Origin of the sequence: Brachybacterium sp. UMB0905, assembly GCF_002871795.1 — a bacterium.
In the GTDB taxonomy this organism is placed as follows: Bacteria; Actinomycetota; Actinomycetes; order Actinomycetales; family Dermabacteraceae; genus Brachybacterium.
Genome location: NZ_PNHL01000006.1, coordinates 84,621 through 109,412, shown reverse-complemented (window position 1 = coordinate 109,412; position 24,792 = coordinate 84,621). Strand labels below are relative to the sequence as shown.

At 70.4% G+C, this 24,792-nt stretch carries 23 protein-coding genes; 20 read left to right on the top strand and 3 right to left on the bottom strand.

The genetic code is table 11. The annotated features are described in order from the left end of the window. Positions 1-3 precede the first annotated feature (3 nt). The 3 genes from CJ197_RS07455 to CJ197_RS07445 all read left to right on the top strand — a co-directional run bounded on the left by CJ197_RS07455 (position 4) and on the right by CJ197_RS07445 (position 5,066). Positions 4-2,067 (top strand): ABC transporter ATP-binding protein, encoded by a 2,064-nt coding sequence (locus CJ197_RS07455; RefSeq protein ID WP_102236116.1) that lies wholly within the window; start codon positions 4-6, stop codon positions 2,065-2,067. Positions 2,068-2,111: 44 nt separating this feature from the next. Continuing rightward, positions 2,112-3,842 carry an ABC transporter family substrate-binding protein gene (locus tag CJ197_RS07450; RefSeq protein WP_102236115.1) on the top strand — a complete coding sequence of 577 codons (1,731 nt, stop codon included), beginning with the start codon at positions 2,112-2,114 and terminating at the stop codon, positions 3,840-3,842. A 123-nt stretch (positions 3,843-3,965) separates the two neighbouring features. After that, complete coding sequence (locus CJ197_RS07445; RefSeq protein WP_233190719.1) at positions 3,966-5,066, top strand: ThiF family adenylyltransferase; 1,101 nt, start codon at positions 3,966-3,968, stop codon at positions 5,064-5,066. Between the two features lie 49 nt (positions 5,067-5,115). Here CJ197_RS07445 and CJ197_RS07440 read toward each other — a convergent pair whose 3' ends face one another. Next, positions 5,116-5,427: a MoaD/ThiS family protein gene (locus tag CJ197_RS07440; protein WP_102236114.1), complete on the bottom strand. Its 312-nt coding sequence runs from the start codon at positions 5,425-5,427 to the stop codon at positions 5,116-5,118. Between the two features lie 22 nt (positions 5,428-5,449). After that, positions 5,450-6,556, bottom strand: coding sequence for a GTP 3',8-cyclase MoaA (gene moaA / locus CJ197_RS07435; RefSeq protein ID WP_102236113.1), 1,107 nt, complete (start codon positions 6,554-6,556; stop codon positions 5,450-5,452). A gap of 63 nt (positions 6,557-6,619) precedes the next feature. Between moaA and glp the strand changes: the two genes are divergently transcribed. The 15 genes from glp to CJ197_RS07360 all read left to right on the top strand — a co-directional run bounded on the left by glp (position 6,620) and on the right by CJ197_RS07360 (position 22,088). Next, a complete protein-coding gene (gene glp, locus CJ197_RS07430; RefSeq protein WP_102236112.1) occupies positions 6,620-7,885 on the top strand; it encodes a gephyrin-like molybdotransferase Glp in 1,266 nt (421 codons plus the stop codon). Beyond that, positions 7,885-8,442 carry a cyclic pyranopterin monophosphate synthase MoaC gene (moaC, locus tag CJ197_RS07425; protein WP_102236111.1) on the top strand — a complete coding sequence of 186 codons (558 nt, stop codon included), beginning with the start codon at positions 7,885-7,887 and terminating at the stop codon, positions 8,440-8,442. The genes glp and moaC overlap by 1 nt, the downstream gene beginning before the upstream one ends. Then, positions 8,439-8,987: a molybdenum cofactor biosynthesis protein B gene (locus CJ197_RS07420; protein ID WP_102236110.1), complete on the top strand. Its 549-nt coding sequence runs from the start codon at positions 8,439-8,441 to the stop codon at positions 8,985-8,987. Before moaC ends, CJ197_RS07420 begins: the two co-directional genes overlap by 4 nt. Positions 8,988-9,049: 62 nt before the next feature. Next, positions 9,050-9,487, top strand: coding sequence for a molybdenum cofactor biosynthesis protein MoaE (locus CJ197_RS07415; RefSeq protein ID WP_102236227.1), 438 nt, complete (start codon positions 9,050-9,052; stop codon positions 9,485-9,487). Between the two features lie 89 nt (positions 9,488-9,576). Continuing rightward, the gene (locus CJ197_RS07410) at positions 9,577-10,431 is read left to right on the top strand and encodes a metallophosphoesterase (protein WP_102236109.1); all 855 of its coding nucleotides are present in this window, start codon (positions 9,577-9,579) and stop codon (positions 10,429-10,431) included. A gap of 204 nt (positions 10,432-10,635) precedes the next feature. Next, on the top strand, positions 10,636-10,932 hold the full coding sequence (groES, locus tag CJ197_RS07405; RefSeq protein ID WP_102236108.1) for a co-chaperone GroES: 297 nt from the start codon (positions 10,636-10,638) through the stop codon (positions 10,930-10,932). 11 nt (positions 10,933-10,943) lie between these two features. After that, on the top strand, positions 10,944-12,530 hold the full coding sequence (groL, locus tag CJ197_RS07400; protein ID WP_102236107.1) for a chaperonin GroEL: 1,587 nt from the start codon (positions 10,944-10,946) through the stop codon (positions 12,528-12,530). A 112-nt stretch (positions 12,531-12,642) separates the two neighbouring features. Continuing rightward, entirely contained in the window at positions 12,643-13,344 is a 702-nt protein-coding gene (locus CJ197_RS07395) for a hypothetical protein (protein WP_102236106.1), read from the top strand. A gap of 4 nt (positions 13,345-13,348) precedes the next feature. Then, a complete protein-coding gene (locus CJ197_RS07390; RefSeq protein WP_233190716.1) occupies positions 13,349-14,293 on the top strand; it encodes a pseudouridine synthase in 945 nt (314 codons plus the stop codon). Continuing rightward, positions 14,290-15,045 (top strand): hypothetical protein, encoded by a 756-nt coding sequence (locus CJ197_RS07385; RefSeq protein ID WP_102236105.1) that lies wholly within the window; start codon positions 14,290-14,292, stop codon positions 15,043-15,045. Before CJ197_RS07390 ends, CJ197_RS07385 begins: the two co-directional genes overlap by 4 nt. Continuing rightward, positions 15,042-16,412, top strand: coding sequence for a threonine/serine exporter ThrE family protein (locus CJ197_RS07380; RefSeq protein WP_102236104.1), 1,371 nt, complete (start codon positions 15,042-15,044; stop codon positions 16,410-16,412). Before CJ197_RS07385 ends, CJ197_RS07380 begins: the two co-directional genes overlap by 4 nt. Positions 16,413-16,484: 72 nt before the next feature. Next, positions 16,485-17,984, top strand: a complete 1,500-nt coding sequence (gene guaB, locus CJ197_RS07375; RefSeq protein ID WP_102236103.1) for an IMP dehydrogenase — start codon at positions 16,485-16,487, stop codon at positions 17,982-17,984. A 119-nt stretch (positions 17,985-18,103) separates the two neighbouring features. Beyond that, positions 18,104-18,574: a hypothetical protein gene (locus CJ197_RS07370; protein WP_102236102.1), complete on the top strand. Its 471-nt coding sequence runs from the start codon at positions 18,104-18,106 to the stop codon at positions 18,572-18,574. Between the two features lie 143 nt (positions 18,575-18,717). Further along, positions 18,718-21,087, top strand: a complete 2,370-nt coding sequence (locus CJ197_RS07365) for a glycogen/starch/alpha-glucan phosphorylase (RefSeq protein WP_102236101.1) — start codon at positions 18,718-18,720, stop codon at positions 21,085-21,087. Between the two features lie 284 nt (positions 21,088-21,371). Continuing rightward, positions 21,372-22,088 (top strand): exonuclease domain-containing protein, encoded by a 717-nt coding sequence (locus CJ197_RS07360; RefSeq protein WP_102236100.1) that lies wholly within the window; start codon positions 21,372-21,374, stop codon positions 22,086-22,088. Here CJ197_RS07360 and CJ197_RS07355 read toward each other — a convergent pair. After that, the gene (locus CJ197_RS07355; protein ID WP_102236099.1) at positions 22,027-22,686 is read right to left on the bottom strand and encodes a hypothetical protein; all 660 of its coding nucleotides are present in this window, start codon (positions 22,684-22,686) and stop codon (positions 22,027-22,029) included. The two genes, CJ197_RS07360 and CJ197_RS07355, sit on opposite strands and share 62 nt — an antisense overlap. Positions 22,687-22,750: 64 nt before the next feature. Between CJ197_RS07355 and CJ197_RS07350 the strand changes: the two genes are divergently transcribed. Continuing rightward, the gene (locus CJ197_RS07350) at positions 22,751-23,860 is read left to right on the top strand and encodes a GuaB3 family IMP dehydrogenase-related protein (RefSeq protein WP_102236098.1); all 1,110 of its coding nucleotides are present in this window, start codon (positions 22,751-22,753) and stop codon (positions 23,858-23,860) included. A 93-nt stretch (positions 23,861-23,953) separates the two neighbouring features. Continuing rightward, entirely contained in the window at positions 23,954-24,784 is an 831-nt protein-coding gene (locus tag CJ197_RS07345; protein ID WP_102236097.1) for a hypothetical protein, read from the top strand. The last annotated feature ends 8 nt before the right edge of the window (positions 24,785-24,792 follow it).

Here is a 24,792-nt window from a genome sequence, read left to right as displayed (position 1 = left end):
CCGATGACCACTCCTCTGCTCTCCGTCCGGGACCTCAGCGTCTCCTTCCCCTCGGAGGCCGGCATCGTCCGTGCCGTGCGCTCCCTCAGCTATGACGTCCACCGCGGCGAAGCGCTCGCGATCGTCGGCGAGTCCGGCTCGGGAAAGTCCGTCAGCTCCCTGGCGGTGATGGGCCTGCTGCCCGGTTCCGCCCGCGTCAGCGGTGAGATTCACTTCGACGGCGAGAACCTGCTGGCGATGAACGACAAGCAGCTCTCGGATCTGCGCGGCGGCCGCATCTCCATGGTGTTCCAGGACCCGCTGTCCGCCCTGACCCCGGTGTACACCGTCGGCCAGCAGATCGCCGAGGTGGTGCGCATTCACCACCCCGAGGTCAGCCGCGCCCAGGCCAATGAGCGCGCGATCGAGTTGCTGGAGGCCGTGGGGATCCCCAACCCGGCGCGTCGCGCCGGGCAGTACCCGCACGAGTACTCCGGCGGCATGCGGCAGCGCGCCATGATCGCCATCGCGATCGCCAACGAGCCGGACCTGATCATCGCCGATGAGCCCACCACGGCGCTGGATGTGACGATCCAGGCGCAGGTGATGGAGCTGCTCAAGACGGCGCAGGAGATGACCGGCGCCGCGACCATCCTCATCACCCACGACCTCGGCGTCGTGGCGGGCTTCGCCGACCGGGTGCTCGTGATGTACGCCGGCGAGGCTGTGGAGAGCGGCACCGCGCATGAGGTCTTCACCCGGCCCCGCATGCCCTACACCGTCGGCCTGCTCTCCTCCGTGCCGCGCGCCGATGTGGCCGTCAAGGAGCCGCTGATCTCCGTCAAGGGCAGCCCGCCCTCCCTGGTCGCGCTGCCCGACGGCTGCCCCTTCGCGCCGCGCTGCCCGATCGCCACCACGCGCTGCCAGCGTGAGGATCCCGAGCTGCTCCCGGCCCCGCAGGCCGCGGAGGATCACCTGGCCGCCTGCCATCACGCGGATCAGCTCGCCGAGAGCCTGGACATCTACCCGCGCCCCCAGATCGCCGACCCCGAGGTGACGCTGCCGCGCGAGCAGCGGGAGGTAGCGCTCCGCACCGACGGCCTGCTGCGCACCTTCCCGATCTCCAAGGGCGTGCTGGTCAAGCGCAAGCTGGGGGAGGTCCGGGCGGTCGATGAGGTGGATCTGGAGATCCGCCAGGGGGAATGCCTTGCACTGGTGGGAGAGTCCGGCTCCGGCAAGTCCACGACCATCCTCGAGGTCATGCAGCTGCAGAAGCCGCAGAGCGGCACGATCGAGATCGGGGGACTGGACACCTCATCGCTGAATCGCAAGCAGCGCGCCGCCATGCGCTCCGAGGTGGCGATCGTGTTCCAGGACCCGATGGCGTCCCTGGACCCCCGCCTGCCCATCGGCGACATCCTGCGCGAGCCGATGCGCGTGCAGGGCTACTCGGCCGAGAAGATGGACGAGCGGGTGGACTGGCTGCTGCGCACCGTCGGGCTGCTGCCCGAGCAGGCCTCGCGCTACCCCACGGAGTTCTCCGGCGGGCAGCGTCAGCGCGTGGGCATCGCCCGGGCGCTGGCCTGCGAGCCCAAGCTCATCGTGCTGGACGAGCCGGTCTCCGCGCTCGACGTCTCGATCCAGGCCGGCGTTATCAATCTGCTCGATGACCTCAAGAATCGCCTGGGACTTAGTTATCTATTCGTGTCCCATGATCTGTCGGTCGTGAGCCACATCTCGGACCGCATCGCAGTAATGTACCTAGGCAAGATCGTGGAGATCGGAGACACCCGTGCAGTCTTCGAGAGCCCCCAGCATCCGTATACCAAGGCCCTGCTCTCCGCGGTGCCGGTGCCGGATCCGGAGGTCGAGAAGTCTCGGGCGCGGATCATCCTCGCCGGTGACGTTCCCTCTCCCGACAACATCCCCAGTGGATGCCGTTTCGCGGGGCGCTGCCCCGTGTATCGGGATCTCCTGTCCGAGGAGCAGCGCACCCGGTGCTCCTCCGAGCTACCTCAGCTCCATGGCGGAGCGGAAGCGGCTCACGCTGCGGCCTGTCACTTCACGGACATCGCGGCGAAACTCTGACCTGCTGGGACCCGCACCCAGCGCTCGATTAGGAGGAACACTCCATGCGTTTCACCCGACGCTCTGTCCTCGGCGCCTCCGCGGCGACCTCCCTGCTCGTCCTCGCCGCCTGCACGCGCGCCGATGAGGCCGACGGCGGCAACGGGGGCGGCTCCGGCGGCAGCGACGGCGGCGGCGAGTCGATCGCCTCGGACGCCAACGACATCAACGCCCAGGAGCGCAGCGCCCTCGGCGAGGGTGGCGTGCTGCGCCTGACCAACAACGCTTTCCCCGCGAACTGGAACACCTTCAGCTCGGACGGCAACGAGGCCAACACGATCAGGATCTCCGAGACCATGCAGCCGCTGCTGGTCATCTCCGACGCCGCCGGCGTGGTCTCCGCGAACCCCGACTACACCCAGAGCGTGGAGCTGACCGGCGAGGACCCGCAGGTCGTCGAGGTCAAGCTGAACCCGGACATGAAGTGGTCCGACGGCACCGCGCTGGACTGGAAGTCCGTCAAGAACGTCTTCGACGTCATGAGCGGCAAGGACGACGAGTACGCCATCGCCTCCTCCGAGGGCTACAGCAAGGTCGAGTCCGTCGAGCAGGGCGATGATGAGCTCACCGCCGTCATCACCTTCGCGGAGCCGTACGCGGACTGGATGGGCCTGATCTCCGCCATGCCGGATGAGCTGGCCGAGTCCCCCGAGACCTTCAACGAGGGCTGGACGAAGGAGCCCGGCGTGACCGCCGGTCCCTTCAAGATCGGCAAGATCGACGCCAACAACAAGACCGTCACCGTGGTGCCGGATGAGAACTGGTGGGGCGAGAAGCCGCTGCTGGAGCAGATCCTGTTCACCACCATCGAGGACCCGGCCGCGGCCGCGACCTCCTTCCAGAACGGCCAGCTGGACTCGATCGAGACCTCCGTGCCCGCCACCTACACGGTGCTCGAGCCGATGGTGGGCCAGGGGGCGACCCTGCGCACCGCCGCCGGCCCGAACTGGACCCACCTGACCCTCAACGGCGCCGCTGGCCGCCCGCTCGAGGACAAGCTCGTGCGGCAGGCGTTCTTCATGGCGATGGATCGCGAGGAGATCTTCCAGTCCGTCAACGCCGTGATGCCCTACCCCGAGGGCGCGGGCCGTCTGGACAACCACCTGCTGATGGCCAATCAGGAGGGCTACGTGGCCAACGCCGGCGAGCTCGGCGAGCAGGACCTCGAGGGCGCCAAGGCGAAGCTCGAGGAGGCCGGCTACGACGTCTCCGGCGAGTGGGCCACCAAGGATGGCAAGGAGCTGGCCATCACCTACACCTACAACGAGGGCTCGAAGACCAACGAGGCCGTCGCCCCCGTGGTGCAGGAGGCGCTCAAGGAGATCGGCATCAAGATGGACGTGCGCACCGTGCCGCCCACCGACCTGTTCTCCAAGTACGTCATTCCCGGCGACTTCGACATCACCCTGTTCGGCTGGAACGGCACGCCCTTCCTGTCCTCGGGCGATGCGATCTGGAAGACCGGCGGCGAGCAGAACTTCGGCAAGATCGGCGATGAGGAGACGGACAAGCTCATCGAGCAGGCCGCCGTTGAGACCGACCCGCAGGCCCGCCTGGATCTGATCAACGAGATCGACGTGCGCCTGTGGGATCTGGCCGGTGTGCTGCCGCTGTGGCAGGGCTACACCTTCATGATCCAGCACGACGACCTGGCCAACTTCGGCGCGTTCGGCTTCCAGACCCCGGACTGGAAGAACATCGGCTACATGGCCGACTCCGACAAGCTGAACGGCTGATCGGCGCGCAGCTCAGCTGAGCATCACCGAGCGCGGCGCGAGGGAGGAGCCCCCGCGCCGCGCCTCGTCGTGTGGACCCGGCGCGCTGATCCCCGACCTGCGACCGGGTGGGAGAATGGATCTGTGACCACGATCGATCCCGACCTCAGCCCCCGTCATGCCCGCCAGCTGCGCCTGCCCGGCTTCGGTCCCGCCGAGCAGCGGCGCCTGCGAGACGCCCGGGTGCTCGTGGTCGGAGCGGGCGGCCTGGGCGCCCCGGTGCTGTCCTACCTCACCGGGGTCGGCGTGGGGCACCTGACCGTCCTCGACGCCGACCGGGTGGACGAGTCGAACTTGCACCGTCAGGTCATCCACGCCACCGCGGAGATCGGCGAGCCGAAAGCGGAGTCCGCGGCCCGGCGGATGCGCGCCCTGGACCCTGCGGTCCACGTCACGCCGCTCACGCAGACGCTGACGGTGGACAACGCCCTGGACATCATCGCGGGCCATGACCTGGTGCTGGACGGCACCGACAACTTCCCCACCCGCTACCTGGTCTCCGACGCCTGCGAGATCCTCGATGTGCCGCTCGTGTGGGGTTCGATCCTGGCCTATGCCGGGCAGGTCTCCGTGTTCGATGCCGCTGGTGGCAGCGGCGTCACCTACCGCGATGTCCACCCCGTCCCGCCACGACCCGGCGAGGTGCCCTCCTGCGCAGAAGCCGGGGTGCTGGGCATGCTGTGCGGCGTCATCGGCTCCACCATGGCGCTCGAAGCGGTCAAGGTCCTCACCGGGGTGGGGGAGGACCTGCGCGGCAGGATCGCCCTGTTCGACGCTCTCACCATGACCTGGGCGCAGCTGCCGGTGCGGCGAGATCCCTCCCGTGCACCAGTGACCGAGCTTGAGGACCTGACGCTCACCTGCGGGCTACCCGGGGCGGATGCCGGGGACGCACGGGAGATCAGCGCGCGGGAAGCCCTCAAACGGCAGCGGGATGGCGCCTTGCTGGTGGATGTGCGCGAGGCGGAGGAGGTCGCCGGGGGCATGGTGGCCGGGGCGCGGCATCTGCCGCTGGGAGAGATCACCGAAGATCCCGCCGCGCAGCAGGAGCTGGCCGGGGCGATCCTCTACTGCGCCGCCGGGAAACGGTCGGCCGCCGCGCAGAAGATGCTGGCCGGGGTCGGGATCGAGGTGCTGTCCGTGGCCGATGGGTATCCGGCGTTGGTTGCGGCGGGCGCCGACTGACCCACAGGCCAGGGCGCTGCCCGGCAGGCGTCCGGTCGCATCCCGGGGCTCAGCCGCCCGCAAACGGCGGCAGCACGTCTAGGCGGTCCCCGTCGGCAAGCTCCCGCTCGCGGTCGGTGCAGGAGACCGCGTTCAGCAGCAGCGAGGAGCGCTCGACCACCTGGCGGGCACGATCGCTCGCGCCCTCCAGCAGGTTCTCCAGGGCCCCCTGGACCGTGGCGCCGGTGACCTGGGTCTGTGCGGTGCCGAGCTCCGCGGCGGCGGCGGCGAACAGGTGCACGCTGATCAGCGGCGCAGTGGTGGGGGCCGGGGCGGTCTGGGGGGCGGTGGTCTCGGGGGCTGCGGCAGGCGTCTGGGTCATGTCGGTCCTCCTGGGTGCGGTCTCAGCCGCCGATAGCGCTCATGGGGCGCTCGGGCTGGGTGAAGTCGGGGCGGTCCATGCCGTGACCGGCGGCCTTGCCCCAGTGCGCGGCCCGCCAGATCCGGGCCAGGTCCTCATCGGATGCTCCGGCGCGCAGGGCATCGCGCAGCCCGGTCTCCGAGGTGGAGAACAGGCAGGTGCGCACGCTGCCCTCGGCGGTCAGCCGGGTGCGGCGGCAGTCGGCGCAGAACGGGCGGGTCACTGAGGCGATGATCCCCAGCGTCCCTAGCACCGGGGAGTCGGGCCCGGCGGCGCGGGAGCGCACCTGGAACTTCTCCGCGGGCGCGCCCTCGCGCGGCTCCTCGCTGGGGGTGAGGAGGTAGTGCGGAGCGAGCATCTGGTGCACATCCGCCGCGGTGACCATGGCGGTGCGCTCCCAGGTGCGGCCCGCATCCAGCGGCATCTGCTCAATCACGCGCAGCTGCAGGTCCCGCTCCAGGCACCAGGCCAGCAGATCCGGCAGCTCATGATCGTTGATCCCCGGCATCAGCACGGCGTTGATCTTGATCGGATCCAGACCTGCCTCCCGCGCCCCCTCGATGCCCTCGAGCACTCGGTGCAGCAGGGGCCGACGGGTGATCCGCTCGAAGGTCTCCGAGACCACGGAGTCCAGCGACACGTTGATGCGGTCCAGCCCTGCCCGGGCGAGCTTCGCCGCCCGCACCTCCAGGCCGATCGCATTCGTGGTCAGGGAGATCTCGGGGCGCGGGGTGAGCGCGGCGACTCCCGCGATGATCTCGTCGAGGTCCGCGCGGGTCAGCGGCTCACCGCCGGTGAAGCGCACCTGCTGGATGCCCAGCTGCTCCACGCCCACGCGCACCAGGCGCACGATCTCCTCGACGGACAGCAGCTGCTGCTTCTTCAAAAACTCCATCCCGGATTCGGGCATGCAGTAGGTGCAGCGCAGATTGCAGAAGTCGGTCAGGGAGACGCGCAGATCGGTGGCGGTGCGTGCGAAGGTGTCCAGCAGACCGGGCACAGCGGGGCGGTCGCTCGTATCGGGCAGGTGCGGAGACAGCGGGTCCGTGCGCCGCGGCATCGGGATGCCCAGGGGAACCGGGGATGCCATCGCTCACCTCCAGCGCTCATCGGACGTCCATCCAGCATAGGGGCAGTGGGAGATACTGGGCAGATGAGCTCCGACACCCCCGCCCGCGTCCCCGTGCAGGAGCATCAGCAGGACGTTCACGCCCTGCTCGCGCACCGCGCGACCCGTCGGCGGGTGGCGCTTGAGGACCTGCGCCCCGGGGTGGTGATCGCCGCCGATGTGCGCGCGGTCGTCGACGTGCCGTCCGCCGACAACTCCCAGATGGACGGCTATGCCGTGCGCTGTGCGGACCTCACCCCGGCCCAGCCGGTGACCCTGCCCGTCGGGCCGCCGATCGCCGCCGGGGATGCGCCGGGGACCCTCGAGCCCGGGCAGGCGCGCCCGATCATGACCGGCGCCCCCGTGCCCACCGGCGCCGACCAGGTGATCCCGATCGAGGACACCGCCGAGCAGGACTTCACCGCGACCACGGTGACCCTGCCGTCCGGTGCCGCGCAGGCTGGCCGATTCGTGCGCCGCGCCGGCTCGGACACCCGCGCCGGGGATGTCATCGCCCGTGAGGGCACGGCCCTGTCCGCGGCGCGCATCGCCCATCTCGCCGCCTGCGGCGTCGCCAGCGTTGAGGCCCGCGATCCGCTGCGCGTGCTCGTGGTCTCCACCGGCAGTGAGCTCGCCACCCCGCAGCCGGGAGCGCAGCTGCCCCGTGGCGCGGCCTTCGATGCCAATGGGCCCGGGATCGCTGCGGCACTGCGTGCCCTGGGGGCCGAGGTGGTGAACGTCGAGCAGGTGGGTGATGATGCGCCGCGGCTGGTGGACCTGATCCGCCGCCACGCGCAGGCACAGGCCGTGGTCACCTCCGGCGGTGTCTCCGCCGGTGCCTTCGAACCGGTGCGCCAGGCCGCCGAGCTGCCCGGGGTGCGCCTGGTGTTCCCGAAGGTCGCGATGCAACCGGGCGGACCGCAGGGCATCGGCACCCTGGACCGCGACCTGGCCGATCCCGCGGCGGGAGACATCGCCTGGGTCGCACTGCCCGGCAACCCGGTCTCCGCGCTGCTGTCCGTCGAGCTGCTGCTGCGCCCCGCCCTCGGCGCCACCCCCCGCCAGCGCCTCCGCCTGCCCCTGCAGCTCGATGACCCCGCGCGCCCCGAGCCCTCACCCGCCCATCTTGAGCAGTATCGCCGCGCTCGCGTACTGCCCAGCGGTCACGTGCGCCTGGCCGGCGGGCCCTCCTCGCATCTGCTGGGAGCCCTGGCCGGTGCCACCGCCCTGGTCCGGGTCCCCGTCGGGGTGGACGCCCTGCACCACGAAGACCTGGTGGAGACGATCCTGCTGCCGGAAGGAGAACGCTGATGGACCAGCCGAACCCCTCGCCCTCACACCCCCACTCAGAGCACGGCACCGAGCTCAGCCATGTGCGCCCCGACGGCTCCGCCCATATGGTCGATGTGACCGCCAAGAACGTCACCTCCCGCGAGGCCCGCGCCCGCGGAATCCTGCGCACCCGCGCCGATGTGGTGGACCGCATCGCGACCGGTGACCTGCCCAAGGGGGAGGCGCTCGCCACCGCCCGCCTGGCCGGGATCATGGGTGCCAAGCGCACGAGCGACCTCATCCCCCTGTGCCATCCGCTGCCACTCGGCGGCATCGAGGTGGACCTGCACCCCGCCGGGCACCGCGTGGAGATCATCGCGCGCGTGCGCACCCGCGGCGTCACCGGCGTGGAGATGGAGGCTCTGACCGCGGTGAGCGTCACCGCGCTGACCCTGTTCGACATGATCAAGGCCGTGGACCCGCTGGCCCGCATCGAGGACATCGCCGTCATGGCGAAATCCGGCGGCAAGAGCGGGGACTGGACGCGCGAGCAGCGCGAGGCCGCCCGGACGAACTCCTCGGAGGAGGACCGATGAAACACATGCCCGCCCAGCGCAGCGACGCCGACTGCACCGCCCGCGAGGAAGGAGCCCCCGCCCCGACCCTGCGCGGCAGCGCCCTGGTGCTGATCGCCTCGACCCGCGCCGCCGACGGCACCTATGAGGACCGCACCGGCCCGCTGCTCGTGCAGTGGCTGACCGAGCGCGGCCTGGACCCCGTCGAGCACCAGGTTGTGCCCGATGGCCCCGAGGTCGGTGCCGCGCTCGCCACGGCGATCAGCCGCGAGATCGATGTGGTGATCTCCTCGGGCGGCACCGGCATCAGCCCCACCGACGTCACCCCCGAGCAGACCGCCCCGCTGATCGAGCGCGAGATGCCCGGCGTGCTGGAGGCGGTGCGGCGCATCGGCTCTGAGAAGTCTCCGGCCGCTGTGCTCAGCCGCGGCCTCGCCGGGATGGCGGGCCGCAGCTTCGTGGTGAACCTGCCGGGTTCTCGCGGCGGGGTGAAGGACGGCATCACGGTGCTTGATCCGATCCTGGACCACCTGCTCGAGCAGCGCGACGGCGGGGGACACGAATGACCACCGGGCCCACGCCCTTCGGCGGAGACATCGCGCAGCTGCGGGTGCCGGGCGATCCCGCGATGGGGACTGCCGACCAGCGGGTGCGGCACGCCGCGGTGACCGAGGAGCCGGTGAGCATCGCCGTGATGGCCGCGGCCGTCGCCGATCCGCGCTGCGGCGCGGTCGTCACCTTCGACGGGGTGGTGCGCGACCACGACGGCGGCAAGGACGTCGAACGCCTCGAATACAGCTCCCATCCGAGCGCCTCGGCGGTCGCCCGCGAGGTCGCCGCAGAGATCGCCGAGCGCTACCCCGACGTGCTCGTGGCGCTCACCCACCGGGTGGGGCCGCTCGCGATCGGGGAGTCCGCCCTGGCCTGCGCGGTCTCCGCTCCGCACCGCAAACAGGCCTTCGCCGCCTGCGATGACCTTGTGGACACGGTCAAGCGTCGCCTGCCGATCTGGAAGCATCAGCGCTTCACGGACGGCGAGGAGGAATGGGTGGGGGCGCTGGGCTGAGGGGCCCGGAGCGTCCGCGCACACGGATCAATCACCGCGCCGACGCGGCTGTTCACTTATCGGCCACACGCCACCGCTACGGTGCGATCATGCGCATCCTCCACCTGACCGACACCCACCTGTACGGCGATCCGAACGCCCGTCACTACGACCGCATCGACACTGCCGCGGCGCTGCGCGGACTGCTCGCGCATCTTGCGCCCCTGCAGGACATCGACCTCGTGGTCCACGCGGGCGATGCCTCCGAGGATGGCAGCGCCAAGAGCTACGCGCTGCTGCACGAGCTCCTGGACCCCTTCGCCCAGCAGCTCGGGGCCCCGCTCGTGGTCGCCATGGGCAACCATGACGTCTCCACCGTGTACGGCCAGACGATCGCCCCGGGGGAGCAGCGTGCCGAGAGCCAGGACCGGGTGGTGCAGCTGTCCGGCGGCGGTCGCGTGGTGGTGCTCGATTCGAGCGTGCCGGGGGCCGGGTACGGCCATCTCGAGACCGAGCAGCTGCAGTGGCTGCGCGCCGTTCTCGCCGAGCCCGCCGCCGCGGGGACGGTGCTGGTGATCCACCATCCGCCGCTTCCAGCCGCGACACCGCTGCTGGCCGGCCTCGAGCTGGATGGCCGGGATGAGCTCGCTGCGGTGCTCGAGGGCTCCGATGTACGCATCGTGCTGTCCGGCCACTACCACCACGCGATGGACGGACAGGTCGCGGGCATCCCGGTGCATGTCGCCCCGGGGATCACGAACGTCGTGGATCCGCTGGGAGCGGGGGAGAGCGAGCAGGCCCTGGCCCTGTCCGGCGCGAGCATCGTGGAGCTCGGGGCGGGCGCCCCGCGGATCTGGAGCTCCGTGCTGCCGAACGCGGGTGACGCCCAGCGCGATGTCTTCGAACCGGTCTACCGCTTCGAGGAACAGCAGGTGGCGCAGATCCTGCAGGCGGCCGGGCGCTGAGGGGCGCGAGCCGTTCGCCGAGCGCTTAGCACTCGCCTTGCACGAGTGCCAGCGCGGGGCCTAGAGTGAGCGCGTTGGCAGTCGACGGCCGAGAGTGCCAGAGCCTGCCGTCAGGGATCCTCCCGGTCGGACCCGCGACGACGATCGGACCCCGATCCCGCCACCCGAACTCAAGCAGAGTCATCTCAAGAAGGAGTGAGCCGCATGTCGGTCTCCATCAAGCCCCTCGAGGACCGTGTCGTCATCAAGCCGCTCGAGGCGGAGCAGACCACCGCCTCCGGCCTGGTCATCCCGGACACCGCGAAGGAGAAGCCCCAGGAGGGCGAGGTCGTCGCGGTCGGCGCCGGTCGTTTCGACGACAAGGGCGAGCGCATCCCCATGGACGTCAAGGTCGGCGACAAGGTCGTCTTCTCCAAGTACGGCGGCACCGAGCTGAAGTACGGCAACGAGGAGTACCTGGTCCTCGGCTCCCGTGACATCCTCGCAATCGTCGAGCACTGAGCGGAGACCCCATGGCCAAGGAGATCATCTACGACGAGGAGGCGCGGCGCGCACTGGAGCGCGGCGTCGACAAGCTCGCGAACACCGTCAAGGTGACGCTGGGCCCCAAGGGCCGCAACGTCGTCCTCGACAAGAAGTGGGGCGCCCCCACCATCACCAACGACGGCGTGACCATCGCCCGTGAGGTCGAGCTCGAGGATCCCTACGAGAACCTCGGTGCGCAGCTCACCAAGGAGGTCGCGACCAAGACCAACGACGTGGCCGGCGATGGCACCACCACCGCCACCGTCCTCGCCCAGGCGCTCGTCCACGAGGGCCTGCGCAACGTCGCCTCCGGCGCCGCTCCCGCGGCCCTCAAGCGCGGCATCGAGAAGGCCGTCGAGGCCCTCTCCGAGAAGCTCGGCGAGATCGCCACCGACGTGGACACCAAGGAGCAGATCGCGAACGTCGCGGCCGTCTCCAGCCAGGACCGCGAGATCGGCGAGCTGCTCGCCGAGGCGTTCGACAAGGTCGGCAAGGACGGCGTCATCACGGTGGAGGAGTCCTCCACCACCGCGATGGAGCTCGACTTCACCGAGGGCATGCAGTTCGACAAGGGCTACATCTCCCCGCACTTCATCACCGACGCCGACCGCCAGGAGACCGTCCTGGAGGACGCGCAGGTGCTGCTGGTGCAGTCGAAGATCTCCGCAGTGGGGGACATTCTCCCGCTGCTGGAGAAGGTCGTCGAGGGCGGCAAGCCGCTGTTCATCATCGCCGAGGACGTCGACGGCGAGGCCCTGTCCACGCTGGTCGTGAACAAGGTCCGCGGCGCCTTCAAGGGCGCGGCCGTCAAGGCCCCGGCCTTCGGCGACCGCCGCAAGGCCATGCTGCAGGACATCGCGGTGCTCACCGGCGCCCAGGTGGTCACGGCCGATCTCGGCCTGGACCTCAAGACCGTCGGCACCGAGGTGCTCGGTCACGCCGGTCGCGTGGTCATCACCAAGGACTCCACCACCATCGTGGGTGGGGCCGGTGACGATGAGGCCGTGGCCGATCGTGTCGCCCAGATCCGCGGCGAGATCGAGAACACCGACTCCGACTGGGACCGCGAGAAGCTCCAGGAGCGTCTCGCGAAGCTCTCCGGCGGCGTGTCCGTCATCAAGGTGGGCGCGCACACGGAGGTCGAGCTCAAGGAGAAGAAGATGCGCATCGAGGACGCGGTCTCCGCGACCCGCGCTGCCATCGCCGAGGGCATCGTGGCCGGTGGCGGCTCCGCCATCGTCCAGGCCTCCTCCGTGCTCGAGAGCGACCTCGGCCTTGAGGGCGACGAGGCCGTGGGCGTGCGCGCCGTGGCCCGTGCGGTCGTCGAGCCGCTGCGCTGGATCGCCGAGAACGCGGGCCACGAGGGCTACGTCGTGGTGGAGAAGGTCAAGGAGTCCCCGGTGGGCACCGGCCTGAACGCCGCCACCGGCGAGTACGTGGACCTCGCCGCCGCCGGGATTATCGACCCGGTCAAGGTGACCCGTTCCGCGCTGCGCAACGCCGCCTCGATCGCCGGTCTGGTGCTGACCACCGAGACCCTCGTCATCGAGAAGAAGGACGACGAGGAAGACTGACCTCACGGTCAGATCGCAGCAACGGGCGGGCCAGGAGCACCTGGCTCGCCCGTTGCGCATCGGGCTCCCACTAGGATGTCCGTGTTCAGATGTCGAGTCCCGAGGAGCGTAGGTGGCCAGCACATCCGGCCCGGCCGAGCCCAGGGTCCACGACGATCGCCCGACCCGAACCTTCGGGCCCCCGGCCTCCGTCGTGATCGGCACGCTCGTGACCGCCCTCGTGTTCGTGGTGGTCCTCGAGTTCCTCGTGATCATTAGCTTCGTGGGCCAGCGACTGTGGCGTGACGAGGCCCTTTTCCGCGACGCCCTCTTCACCCTCCCCCTGGTGCTGTGGGTGATCGTGGCGGTGCTGGCCACCGCGGTGACGCTGCGCGTGCTGACCGCCTGGTTGCAGGTCGACGAGGAGGGCTTCACCCTGCGCAGTCTCCTGCGCACCCCCCGCACCGCCACCTGGCAGCAGGTGGGCCGCGTGATCGCGGTGCGGGACATCTCCCGCGGCACCAGCGCCGGGGAGATGCTCGACGCCCCCGACACCCTGTACGACGGCGTGTACGTCATGGACCCGGCGGACCGCCGGATGCTCGCCGTCCCCAGCCGCCTGTTCGGCCCGCGCGCCCAGGACATGGTGCTGCAACGCGCCAGAGAAGCGCAGGTGCGCATCGACCACATCGACGCCATCACGCCCGCCGAGCTGCGCCAGCAGGTGCCGCAGGCCATGAACTTCGTGGACCGCCACCCGCAGCTGCTGCTGCTCGCCCTGGTGGCGTTCTACGCGGGCCACAATCTGCTGACCTTCATCGTGTGGGGGCTGTGACCGGGTGAGGGGACGCCGGCCCGCCTCCCCGCTGCCGCAGCGCGAGGGCCTGGACGCGATCTGCTGGACCATCCCGCCCAGCACCCCGAGCGGCCCCGCCCACGACCTTCTGCTGCAGCGCTTCCCACCCCTCGGGGATCCTGCGGCGACACCGCTGCTCGAGCGCTTCGAGGGCGGAGACGTAGTGCGCGCCGACGGCACCGCCATCGCCGCCGAGGAGATGCTGCACCCCGGAGACCGCCTGTGGTTCCACCGTGAGCTCGCCGACGAAGACGTCCCGGACATCGACCTGCCCGTGCTGCTGCATGATGAGCATCTGCTGATCATCGACAAACCGCATGACGTGGCGACGATGCCGCGCGGTGCCCATGTGCGCGCCAGCGCCCTCGCCCGTCTGCGCCGCCTGACCGGCATCACGACCCTGGTGCCGCTGCATCGCCTGGACCGCCGCACCGCCGGGGTGCTCGCCTTCGGGATCGTGCCCTCCGAACGTGCCGCCTACCAGCAGCTCTTCGCCCGCGGAGCGGTGCGCAAGCACTACGAGGCCCTGGTCGAGCCAGGGGAGAGGCGGCCGACGGACGACGAGGGGTCGCTGCCGCGTGACCCCGGCACTCGCATCGCGCTCCGCGACCGCCTCATCAAGCCCGCAGACAGCCTCACCGTGCAGGTCGTCCCCGGCGAGCCGAACGCCCACACCGCTGTGAGTGTCCGCGGCCCGGGCCCGCGGGGCACGCTGCACCTGGATCTCGAACCGCACACCGGTCGCACCCACCAGCTGCGCATCCAGCTATCCTCGCGCGGCGCCCCGATCCGCGGCGAGGACCTCTACCCCGTGCCGCGCCGCGACCCCGTCGGCCCGCTGCAGCTGCTGGCCCGCCGCCTCGCCTTCACCGACCCGGTCACAGGACAGGAGCGGCGTTTCACCTCCACCCGTACCCTGTCAGGGTGAGCAGTCCCAGCCCGGCCGCGACCCCGTCGGCGCCCGCCCCGCGCCGCACCCGTCGTGGGGTGGTGCTCGTGGGACCCTCCCTCGCTGCGCGCTACCGGCCGCTTGTGCTGATGGGCCTGCCCCTGCTCGCGATCCTGCTCAGCCCCTTCGCGGCCACCGCCCTGCAGGCCTGGCATCGCCGCCGGGTGCGCGCCGGCCATGACGGCCTGGTCGAGCAGATCCTGGGGCTCGCGACCGTGCAGCTCGTGCTCGGGGCGCTGCTGCTGTGGGGTCTGTTCGCCCTGTGGGCCCTCGTGCCGCTCGTGCTCACCCGCACCGTCGTGCTGTTCGATGCGGACGCCGGCACGCTGCGCCTGCGCAAGGGGCTGCGCATCACCGACCGGGCCACGCTCGCCGACGTGGACCACGCGGTGGGGGAGGCCGAGCGCGGCGGCATGGCCCTGATCGGCCTGCGCGGACCCGAGCGGCACTGGACCATCCCCGAGGTGGGCTGGGACGCCGCATCCTTCGACGGGTTGCGCGCCCTGCAGGCCGCCGCAGGCTTCACCCCCGTGCCACCACGGGAGCAGATCCTCGCCGAGCACCGCCGTACCCGCGGGGAAGCCCGGAACCGCGAGCTCGCCGCCCGCGTCGGCATGCCCTGGCGCGAGGAATATGCCCAGGACGATGCCGCGTTCCGCACCGAATTTGACCGCATCCGCCGGGTCCTCGGCGGGATCGAGCAGCCCCGGGAGGGCGACCCGACGCCATGAGCACCACCCCACCCCCGCCCGGACCCGACGACGCGCCCGATGAACTGCAGGAGCGTCTGCCCGCGCCGCCCATCGGCCCCCACTCCACCGCCACCAGCCCGCTGGGCATCCCCGACTCCCTGACCATCCGCTCCGAGGCCGCCGCCGCGGTGGGTGCCGAGCTGCTGGCCTCCGGCATGGCCTCCTACCGGGTGCGCACCGCCATGGCCCGCACCGCCCGCGCCCTGGGCCTGGACTCCTTCACCTCGATCGTCACGTACACCGACATCACCGCGACTGCCACGCTGAACGGCCGCTACCGCACCCGCATCACCCAACCGCCGCACGTGGGCGTCAACGTGGACCGCCTGCACCGCACCCAGCGGTACGTCGAACTGCTGCCGGAGCAGGGCACCACTGCCGCGGACGTCTTCGAACAGCTGGCGCGGATCCGTGCCCGCGGTCCCCTGCACTCGAGGACCGTCAACGCCCTGGCAGGGGGTTTCGCCTGCGCCGCCTTCGCGGTGCTGAACCAGGCCGCACCCTTGGAAGCACTCGCGGCGGGTATCGCCGCGGGGATCGGTCAGGCCGCGCGCCGCACCGTACAGCTGCGCGCCTGGAATCACCTGCTGGTCACTCTGATCGCCGCGGTCGTCGCCGCCTCCGTGTACCTCGCGGCGGTCGCGCTGCCCACGGCGACCGGCTGGGTCGCCGGAGGGCCCGGCGACCACATGGGCGGATACCTCGCCGCCGTGCTGTTCCTGGTGCCCGGCTTCCCACTCATCACCGGGATGCTCGACCTGGTCAGATCGGACTTCTCCGCAGGTCTGGCGCGGCTGACCTACGCGGGACTGATCATCCTGGGGGCCGCCGCAGCCTCCTGGACGGTGAGCCTTGCCGTGGGCATCCCCCCGGTCGCCGCGGAGCATCTGGGGCTGCCCTTCGCCGTGGAGCTGCCGCTGCGGGCCGCTCTCACAGCCATCGGCGTGCTGGGCTTCGCGATCCTGTTCAACTCCCCCTGGCGGATCGCCCTGGCCGCTGCCGCGGTGTCGATGATCGCGAACTCGGTGCGGTTCGTGCTCGGGGAGCTGCATGTGCCGGTGCAGCTGGCGACCTTCGCCGCGACCGTGCTGGTGGGCGTGATCGCCTACGTCATCGCCCGCACCCAGCACGTACCGCGCACCTCCATCTCCGTGCCTGCCGTGGTGATCATGATCCCCGGCTACGCCCTGTACACCGGGTTCACGCTCATGAACAGCGGCAACATCGTCTCCGCGGCGATGGTGTGGCAGGAGGCTGTGCAGGTCGTGATCGCCGCGGCCCTCGGCTTGGCGCTCGCACACCTGGCCACCTCGACGGCCTGGCGCTCAGCCGCCCAGCCCAGCTGACGTGACGGAGCGCTCACAGCAGGGGGCGGGCCCGGGCGGCCACCCCCATCGGCCCGCGGATACCATCGATCCATGACGAGCGCGGATCCCTTCGGTTTCATCGGCCTGACCTACGACGACGTCCTGCTGCTGCCCGGCGAGACAGACGTCATCCCCTCCGAGGCGGACACCACCAGTCGCCTCACCAAGGAGATCACCCTCAAGATCCCGCTCGCGAGCGCCGCGATGGACACCGTCACCGAGTCGCGGATGGCGATCGCCATGGCCCGCCACGGCGGCATCGGCATCCTGCACCGCAACCTCTCGATCGAGGACCAGGCCCACCAGGTCGACCTCGTCAAGCGCACCCAGACCGGTCGCATCACCAACCCCGTGACCATCGGCCCGGACGCCACTCTCGAGGACTTCGACACCATCTGCGGCAAGTTCCGGGTCTCCGGGCTGCCGGTCGTGGACGGCGCCGGGAAGCTGCTGGGCATCTGCACCAACCGTGACCTGCGCTTCATCCCCGTGGCCGAATGGGCCACCACCAAGGTCAGCGACGTCATGACCACCGAGGTGTTCACCGCCCCGAGCGATGTCTCCGCCGCCGATGCGACCGCCCTGCTGCGTCGCAACAAGCGTGAGCGCCTGCCGCTCGTGGACGAGGACGGTACCCTTACCGGGCTCATCACCGTCAAGGACTTCGTGAAGTCCGAGCAGTTCCCCGACGCCTCTAAGGACGCCCAGGGCCGCCTGCTGGTCGGCGCGGGCGTCGGCTTCTTCGGCTACTCGCTTGAGCGCGCCGGGCAGTTGCGCGACGCCGGCGTGGACGTGCTCGTGGTCGACACCGCCAACGGGCATGCACGCCTGGCCCTGGAGATGATCGCCCGCCTCAAGGCCGATCCGGCCTTCGCAGGCGTGCAGGTGATCGGCGGGAACGTCGCCACCCGGGCGGGTGCGCAGGCGCTCGTGGACGCCGGGGCCGATGCCGTCAAGGTGGGTGTAGGTCCCGGCTCGATCTGCACCACTCGCGTGGTCGCCGGCGTGGGTGTCCCCCAGGTCACCGCCATTCACGAGGCCGCCAAGGCCTGCGGCCCCGCCGGGGTGCCGCTCATCGGCGACGGCGGCCTGCAGTACTCCGGGGACATCGCCAAGGCCCTCGTGGCCGGTGCCGACACCGTCATGGTCGGCTCCCTCCTGGCCGGCACCGAGGAGTCCCCGGGCGAGGTGGTGCTCGTGGGCGGCAAGCAGTACAAGGCCTACCGCGGCATGGGCTCGCTCGGCGCGATGAGCTCGCGCGGCAAGAAGTCCTTCTCCAAGGACCGCTACTTCCAGGCCGACGTCCCCCGCGACGACAAGATCGTCCCCGAGGGCATCGAGGGTCGGGTCTCCTACAAGGGGCACCTGGGCTCCGTGGTCCACCAGCTCGTGGGTGGCCTGCACCAGTCGATGTTCTACGTGGGCGCGCACACCGTGCCGGAGCTGAAGGACAAGGGCGAGTTCGTGCGCATCACCTCCGCCGGGCTCAAGGAATCCCATCCGCACGACATGGCCGCGATCATGGAGGCCCCGAACTACCGACAGGGCTGAGGGGCGGCGACGCCCAGCAGGGTGGGCACGCCCATGACCGCGGTCATGGGGGTTATCCTCCGCGAGGGCGGAGGATAACCCGGGAGCATGTCGTTCCCGGCGCCCACTAGCGTGACAGCATGAGCACCACCGCCAAGCACCCCAACGTCAGCCAGCCCACTGCGGCCGCGGCCGCCCAGCCCACTGCCAGCGAGCCCGCTGCCGCCCGGCCCACCGCGGCTGCCCCCGCCCGTCGGCCCCTGACCCGCCCCGCCTGGATCCTGGCCCTGGTGGGACTGCTCGGAACGCTCGCGCCGACGCTCTACATCGGCATCACCATCGCGCCGCAGGAGGCCGCGGCCGGGCGGACGCTCCTGGACACACCGGACGCCTACCAGCTCAGCGTGCTGATCGCCGCGGGCTCCCTGCTGCTGTGGGGGCTGGCATCGCTGGTGGCGCTCGGACTGGCGATCGCCGCCCTGGTGCGTGGGGAGCGGCGCCGCGGCCCCATCGGCATCATCCTGCTCACCGTGTGCACCCCCGCGCTGGGGTTCGCCGCCTTCCTGATCTCTATGTTGATCACCGCCGCGCAGCTGTCCGCCTCGCTCTGACCGGGGTGGTCGGCGCCGGGGCGTGACCAGGTGACGGGCCGCCGGGGGCGACATCGCGCGAAGCAGCGGGACCCGTGGGTACTTCTTGCAGTTCTTGCACAGCTACCATCGGGGTATCCGTCCCCGAGCTCGAAGGATCTTCCATGACTTTGCAGCTGCAGCAGACCGTCGGCCCCGCCGTCCGCGCCATCTCCGGCCGCCCCGCGAAGCTCTCCACCCCGTACGAGGCGTGGCAGGGCCTGTCGGCCGCCGTCGTGGAGCGCGTCGCAGGCCGTTGGGAGCGCACCTCGGCCGCCTACCGGGCCGGTCGGCGCGAGCACTACTTCTCCGCCGAGTTCCTCATGGGCCGCGCCCTGCTGAACAACCTCTCGAACCTGGGCCTGGTCGAGGATGCGCGGGAGGCCGTGAGCGCCTTCGGTCAGAACCTCTCCGACGTGCTCGAGCAGGAGCCCGATGCGGCGCTCGGCAACGGGGGCCTGGGGCGGCTGGCCGCCTGCTTCCTGGACTCCTGCGCCACGCTGGATCTGCCGGTCGCGGGCTACGGCATCCTCTACCGCTACGGCCTGTTCAAGCAGCTGTTCGACGAGAAGGGCTTCCAGACCGAGCACCCGGACTCCTGGATGGAGGAGGGCTACCCCTTCGTGATCCGGCGGGAGGAGCTGCAGCGCCGCGTGCACTTCGCGGACATGGACGTGCGGGCCATCCCCTATGACATGCCGATCACCGGCTACGGCACGCAGAATGTGAACACCCTGCGGCTGTGGAAGGCGGAGCCGATCGAGGAGTTTGACTACGACGCCTTCAACTCCCAGCGCTTCACCGACGCGATCGTGGACCGTGAGCGTGCCATGGACATCTCCCGCGTGCTCTACCCCAACGACACCACCTACGAGGGCAAGGTGCTGCGGGTCCGCCAGCAGTACTTCTTCGTCTCCGCCTCGCTGCAGACCATCATCGACGACTACATCGCCGAGCACGGCGAGGACCTCACCGGCTTCGCCCAGTACAACGCGGTCCAGCTCAACGACACCCACCCGGTCCTCGCGATCCCCGAGCTCATGCGCCTGCTGATGGACGAGCACGGCCTGGGCTGGGACGAGGCCTGGGCCGAGGTCACGCAGACCTTCGCGTACACCAACCACACGGTGCTCGCCGAGGCCCTCGAGACCTGGGAGATGTCGATCTTCGACCGCCTGTTCCCGCGGATCACGGAGATCGTGCGAGAGATCGACCGGCGCTTCCGCGAGGAGATGACGGAGCGGGGACTCGACGAGTCGACCATCGCGTACATGGCGCCGATCGACGGCAACCGGGTGCGCATGGCGTGGATCGCCTGCTACGCCTCCTACTCCATCAACGGCGTGGCGGCGCTGCACACCGAGATCATCAAGCGCGAGACCCTCGGCGAATGGCATGCCATCTGGCCCGAGCGGTTCAACAACAAGACCAACGGCGTCACCCCGCGCCGCTGGCTGAACCAGTGCAACCCGCGCCTGGCCGAGCTGCTCACCGAGGTCACCGGCTCCGATGCCTGGGTCACCGACCTCTCGCAGCTCGCCGAGGTCACCGACAAGGCCGATGACGCCGTGCTGGACCGCCTCATCGAGATCAAGCAGGCGAACAAGCGGGACTTCGCCGCCTGGGTGGCCGAGCGCGAAGGCATCGAGATCGACCCGACCGCGATCTTCGATGTGCAGATCAAGCGTCTGCACGAGTACAAGCGCCAGCTCATGAACGCCCTGTACGTGCTGGACCTGTACTTCCGCCTCAAGGACGATCCGTCGCTCGAGGTGCCGAAGCGCGTGTTCATCTTCGGCGCGAAGGCGGCGCCGGGCTACTACCGCGCCAAGGGCATCATCAAGCTCATCAACACGATCGCCGAGATGGTCAACAACGACCCGGCCGTGAACGAGACGATCAAGGTCGTGTTCGTGCACAACTACAACGTCTCCCCGGCCGAGCACATCATCCCCGCCGCGGATGTGTCCGAGCAGATCTCCACCGCCGGGAAGGAGGCCTCCGGCACCTCCAACATGAAGTTCATGATGAACGGCGCGCTGACGCTGGGCACCCTGGACGGTGCGAACGTGGAGATCCTCGACGCCGTGGGGGAGGAGAACGCCTACATCTTCGGCGCCACCGAAGATGAGCTGCCGGAGCTGCGCCGCACCTACAACCCCCACCACCTGCTGGAGACCGTGCCCGGCCTGCGCCGCGTGATCGACGCCCTGGTGGACGGCACCCTGGACGACAACGGCTCCGGCTGGTTCCACGACCTGCACTGGTCGCTGCTGAATGCCACCCACGATCCGGCCGATGTCTACTACGTGCTCGGCGACTTCGCCGCCTACCGCGAGGCGCGCGACCGCATGGCCGAGGACTACGCCGACCAGCGGGCCTGGGCGCAGAAGGCCTGGGTGAACATCACCCGCTCGGGCCGTTTCTCCTCCGACCGCACGATCCGCGACTACGCCGATGAGGTGTGGAAGCTGGAGCCCACGCCGGTGGAGTGAGGCGTGAGGCGTGGGGCGCGCGGGGCGGCAGGGCTGGCCTGTGCTCTGCCTCTGCCCCCCCCCGCGCCCTGCCTCGCCTCGTCCCGCATGCCCTGACCCGCGCCACGCCGCGTGTCGCACGCCGAGTGCACCGATACGTCTCACAAACGAGACATATCGGTGCACTCGGCGTGCTTGAGGCGGCGTGTTGGGCGGGGCAGGCGTGTCGGGAGCGGCCGGGGCCGAGCGTGGGGGCAGTGTGCGGGCTGGGCCGGGGCGTCAGGCCCTGGGCCTACGCTGTTCCCATGAACGCTGCCGCTGATTCCTGGATCGATCGCCCCCTGCTCGGCTTCGACACCGAGACGACGGGGACGAGCGTGGCCGATGACCGCATCGTCACGGTGGCGCTGGTGCACTCCGTCGGCCCGGGCCGGGAGAACGAGACCGTCGCGACGTGGCTGATCGACCCTGGCGTCGAGATTCCCGAGCCCGCGCAGCGGGTCCACGGCATCTCCACCGAGCATGCCCGCACCCACGGCATGCAGCCCGCCCCCGCGCTCGACGAGGTGGCGGGCATGATCGTGGACGCCCTGGGCCAGGATGTCCCGCTGGTGGCCTTCAACATCAGCTTTGACCTGCAGATCATCGAGAACGAGCTGCGCCGGCACTCCCTGCCGACGATCGCCGATCGCCTGGGCCATGAGATCGCCCCGGTGCTCGACGCCCTCGTGATCGACCGCGGCCTGGATCGCTTCCGCAAGGGCAAGCGCACTCTCACCGCGGTGCTGGAGCATTACGGCCTGACCCAGGATGGGCGGCTCCACACCGCGGACGTGGATGTGTCCGCGACGCTCGATGTGCTGCGCGCTCAGGCGCAGAAATTCCCGCAGCTCGCGGAGTCCGCCCTCGCGGACCTGCACCGTGAGCAGATGACCTGGCACCGCTCCTGGGCGGAGAACTTCAATGAGTATCTGCGCTCGAAGGGTCGGACTCCGGACGCGAATCCGAACTGGCCGATGTGATCTCCCCGGCCGCAGGCTCGTCCTGCGCCGCCGGCTCCCGTTCCGCCGCCTCGAGGATCCGCCCCATCGGATCCTCCATCCGCCGCTCATGCTCCGCACGGCGCGCCTGCTCCCAGCGCTCACTGCGCTCCTGCACCCGCTGCTCGACCGCCCTTCCGAGCAGCTGAGCGGCGCCGGTCAGCACCGCCCCGGCGAGCACCAGCGGCCACCCGGGCTCGAGGCCGGACAGGTCACCATCGGCCAGCGACCAGATCCCCAGCACGCCCACCAGGGCGAGCGAGCCCGCCACCCCGAACAGCCAGATCCGATGCATCTGTGCGGAGATCATCGGCGACTCCGAGGGGCCAAACCCACCGGGATCATCCTCCACCCCGCTCCCGGCGGCCTCAGCGCGCAGTTGCAACAGACGCACGAGCGACCAGCCCCCGGCCAGCAGTCCGAGCGCTGCCACCAGCGGAACAAGGAAGCCCGGCTCCCGCGCTGTGCCGCGCTCGGAGATGACCTCGACCGCCGCGACGGCAGCCCAGCCCGCGCCAAGGGCCGACGGCAGCGCGGCCAGCAGGGTCCACAGAGGGGAGCGGGGTGCCGAGCGATCCATGGGCACACCGTAGACGCTGCGCCGTCTCGTCGCCCGCGCGCCACCACCTAGACTGGCCTGCGTGATGAGCGAGATCGAGATTGGCCGGAACAAGCGCGGACGCCGCAGCTACAGCTTCGACGACGTGGCGGTGGTCCCCTCCCGCCGCACCCGGGACCCGGAGGACGTCTCCACGTCCTGGCAGGTGGACGCCTACCACTTCGAGGTCCCCATCTTCGCTGCGCCGATGGATTCCCTCATGTCCCCGGCGACCGCGATCGAGCTGGGCCAGCTCGGCGGCCTCGGCGTGCTGGACCTCGAGGGACTGTGGACCCGCTACGAGGACCCGACCGCCCAGTTCGACCGCATCGCCGAGGCGTCCGACGCCCAGGTTGTCGGTCTCATGCGGGAGATCTACAGCGAACCGGTCAAGCCCGAGCTGATCACCGCCCGCATTCAGCAGCTGCGCGAGGCCGGGGTGACCGCGGCCGGGTCGCTGTCCCCGCAGCGCACCCAGGAGCACTGGAAGACCGTCGTGGATGCAGGCGTGGACCTGTTCTTCATCCGCGGCACCACCGTCTCCGCCGAGCATGTCTCCTCGGGCCGCGAGCCGCTGAACCTCAAGCGATTTATCTACGAGCTGGACGTGCCCGTCATCGTCGGCGGCTGCGCCACCTACACCGCCGCCCTGCATCTCATGCGCACCGGCGCCGCGGGGGTACTCGTCGGCTTCGGCGGCGGCGCCTCCCAGATGACCCAGGAGACCCTCGGCATCTCCGTCCCGCTCGCGAGCGCCGTCGCGGATGTCGCCGCCGCTCGCCGCGACTACATGGACGAATCCGGCGGCCGCTACGTCCACGTCATCGCCGACGGCGGCCTGGGCCGCTCTGGTGACCTGGTCAAGGCCATCGCCTGCGGGGCCGACGGGCTCATGGTCGGCGCAGCGCTCGCCCGCGCCGAGGAAGCTCCCGGCCGCGGCCACCACTGGGGCAGCGAGGCCTACCACCCCACGCTCGCCCGCGGCCACCGCGTCGAGGTCGGCACCGTTGCGCCGCTCGAGCAGATCCTGTTCGGGCCGTCCCTCGGCGCCGACGGCACCACGAACCTTGTCGGCGCGCTGCGGCATGCCATGGCCACCACCGGCTACACCGACCTCAAGGAATTGCAGCGCATCGAGGTCGTCACCACCGTGTGACCGTCGGCAGACCCCTGCCGCTGGCACAATGGCGGGGTGCCGCACAAGGCGGGGCCGACCGGGCCCGCTCGACACGCTCGGGAGGTGGGGCCGATGGAGATCCTGATCGTCATCGCGTTCGTCATCATCTTCGTCATCGGCATGGTGAGGAAAATGGAGGAGCGCGACGAGAGCTCCTTGAGCTCAGACAAGGAGCGGGCAGCTGCTGCCCGTCGGCGTGCGCGCATGGCACGAGAGGAGAAGCAGCGGACGGCGAGGGCGGAGGCCGCGCAGAAGGACTCTGCCCGGCGTGGACCCGTCGCCCCGCTGCGCTACGAGGGACTGGAGAGCCCCGATGAGCCGCCGGAGGAAGAGCCGGAGGCGCCGCTGGTCAGCGTGACCGCGGCGGCAGCGTCCGCGGAGGGGGCCGCCGCGCTGCCGGAGCTGGGGGACGAGGAGACACCTGAGCTCAGCGAGGGCCCGGAGTCCCGCGAGGAGCTGGAACCTGCCGCGGACCTTCCGCCCACCCCGGAGCCGGAGCCGATCCCCATCGTGGTCGACGATCCCGACCCGCAACCCCTGCCGAACCAACAGGACGCCCCGGAGCCTGAGGCGGAGCCCGAGCCGGGACCGGACGCGGATCCCACGCCGGACCCCGAGCCGTACACCACCTCGTACACGTCCGGCTCCAGCTACACGACCTCGTACTCGAGCGGTTCCAGCTACCCGACATCGAACTCGAGCAGTGCGAACCCCACCGCGTCCTACGGATCCCTCGGCTCGGTCTACACCTCGACGTCGGTCTACACCGGCTCCGGCTACAGCAGCACGACAGACACCACAGACGCTGACATTCCAGATACCGCCGCCACAGACACCACAGACACCGAGACCTCAGAGACCGACGCATCTGCCGCCGATGCGGCTGGGGACTCCTCCCGCTGATCCATCGC

Bases quoted from the DNA above. Each gene is read 5' to 3' on its own strand.
- CJ197_RS07455 (WP_102236116.1), top strand. From the start codon at position 4: ATGACCACTCCTCTGCTCTCCGTCCGGGACCTCAGCGTCTCCTTCCCC.
- CJ197_RS07450 (WP_102236115.1), top strand. From the start codon at position 2,112: ATGCGTTTCACCCGACGCTCTGTCCTCGGCGCCTCCGCGGCGACCTCC.
- CJ197_RS07440 (WP_102236114.1), bottom strand. From the start codon at position 5,427: ATGACCCAGACGCCTGCCGCAGCCCCCGAGACCACCGCCCCCCAGACC.
- moaA (WP_102236113.1), bottom strand. From the start codon at position 6,556: ATGGCATCCCCGGTTCCCCTGGGCATCCCGATGCCGCGGCGCACGGAC.
- glp (WP_102236112.1), top strand. From the start codon at position 6,620: ATGAGCTCCGACACCCCCGCCCGCGTCCCCGTGCAGGAGCATCAGCAG.
- moaC (WP_102236111.1), top strand. From the start codon at position 7,885: ATGGACCAGCCGAACCCCTCGCCCTCACACCCCCACTCAGAGCACGGC.
- CJ197_RS07420 (WP_102236110.1), top strand. From the start codon at position 8,439: ATGAAACACATGCCCGCCCAGCGCAGCGACGCCGACTGCACCGCCCGC.
- CJ197_RS07415 (WP_102236227.1), top strand. From the start codon at position 9,050: ATGGGGACTGCCGACCAGCGGGTGCGGCACGCCGCGGTGACCGAGGAG.
- CJ197_RS07410 (WP_102236109.1), top strand. From the start codon at position 9,577: ATGCGCATCCTCCACCTGACCGACACCCACCTGTACGGCGATCCGAAC.
- groES (WP_102236108.1), top strand. From the start codon at position 10,636: ATGTCGGTCTCCATCAAGCCCCTCGAGGACCGTGTCGTCATCAAGCCG.
- groL (WP_102236107.1), top strand. From the start codon at position 10,944: ATGGCCAAGGAGATCATCTACGACGAGGAGGCGCGGCGCGCACTGGAG.
- CJ197_RS07380 (WP_102236104.1), top strand. From the start codon at position 15,042: ATGAGCACCACCCCACCCCCGCCCGGACCCGACGACGCGCCCGATGAA.
- guaB (WP_102236103.1), top strand. From the start codon at position 16,485: ATGACGAGCGCGGATCCCTTCGGTTTCATCGGCCTGACCTACGACGAC.
- CJ197_RS07370 (WP_102236102.1), top strand. From the start codon at position 18,104: ATGAGCACCACCGCCAAGCACCCCAACGTCAGCCAGCCCACTGCGGCC.
- CJ197_RS07365 (WP_102236101.1), top strand. From the start codon at position 18,718: ATGACTTTGCAGCTGCAGCAGACCGTCGGCCCCGCCGTCCGCGCCATC.
- CJ197_RS07360 (WP_102236100.1), top strand. From the start codon at position 21,372: ATGAACGCTGCCGCTGATTCCTGGATCGATCGCCCCCTGCTCGGCTTC.
- CJ197_RS07355 (WP_102236099.1), bottom strand. From the start codon at position 22,686: ATGGATCGCTCGGCACCCCGCTCCCCTCTGTGGACCCTGCTGGCCGCG.
- CJ197_RS07350 (WP_102236098.1), top strand. From the start codon at position 22,751: ATGAGCGAGATCGAGATTGGCCGGAACAAGCGCGGACGCCGCAGCTAC.
- CJ197_RS07345 (WP_102236097.1), top strand. From the start codon at position 23,954: ATGGAGATCCTGATCGTCATCGCGTTCGTCATCATCTTCGTCATCGGC.